At 61.3% G+C, this 936-nt stretch carries 1 protein-coding gene; it reads left to right on the forward strand.

Annotated elements, in window-relative coordinates:
* Positions 1 to 936: hypothetical protein (locus tag H8730_RS17420; protein ID WP_249290314.1), on the forward strand; the 936-nt coding region annotated here is incomplete at both ends.

Below are 936 nucleotides of genomic sequence, written 5' to 3' on the forward strand. Positions count from 1 at the left end.
TTCGGGGACATCCCCATCTTCGCGCGCATCCAGCTGCGGGAGTATATGGAAACCGGCAAGGACGCCGGGATCAACAAGGACGACCCCAACCGGGACGCCACCCCCGTCCTGGCGGGCACCGACATCAACGATATCTCCACCTGGACGGTACATACGCTGGGCGATTCCCACGCCTCCTTCCATAGCGAATACTGGAAATGGACCCTGGGGGGCGAAACGGTATTCATGCCCACCTTTAACAAGAACAAGGACAGTCTGGCGGCGGATATCAACGGCACCTTCGCGGGGCCGGACGGCGACCCGACAACGGACAATGACCGCTATGGGGATTATGTGAACTACACCCTGGGCGAGCAGAAAACAGGGAGCGCCGTCTACGACGCGGACGCGGACGAAGAGGACGAAGGGGAAGCGGCCGTCGAGGGCGTGGATATCGAGACGCGGGAAGAAACCCATGCCGCCAAAGCCACGCAGAACGCCACGGTTCTCAGCATGGCGGAATGGAAGGCGCAGGGCGCTCCGAGAGGCAAGTACTGGGTGTACGATACGGATGGCTGGGCGTACTGGGCGGAAGCGATCCAGCCCGGGGAGGCTACGGGCATGCTGCTGGATGGGATCGAGCTGCAAAAGAATCTCACAGATTGGTATTATGCCATCAAAGTCACTGCGCAGTTCGCCACGGCGGACGACCTGGGCAGCAAAACAGACAGCGACGGCTTCTTCCAGGAGGGCATGACAGACGACGCGCTTCTCCTGCTCTCGGGCATTTCGGGGAACCCAGCCGTCACGGTGAGGGCGGACGGGGACGCAAAGATCGGGAAAACTGTGCAATTCCATGCCGTGGTTGGCGCGTTTGGAGAGGAGGCCGCCGACCAGAGTGTGACCTGGGCGGTATCGGGCAGCACCTCGGCAGATACGGTCATTGACACAAACGGT

Origin of the sequence: Bianquea renquensis, from assembly GCF_014384895.1 — a bacterium.
Taxonomy (GTDB): domain Bacteria; phylum Bacillota; class Clostridia; order Lachnospirales; family Bianqueaceae; genus Bianquea; species Bianquea renquensis.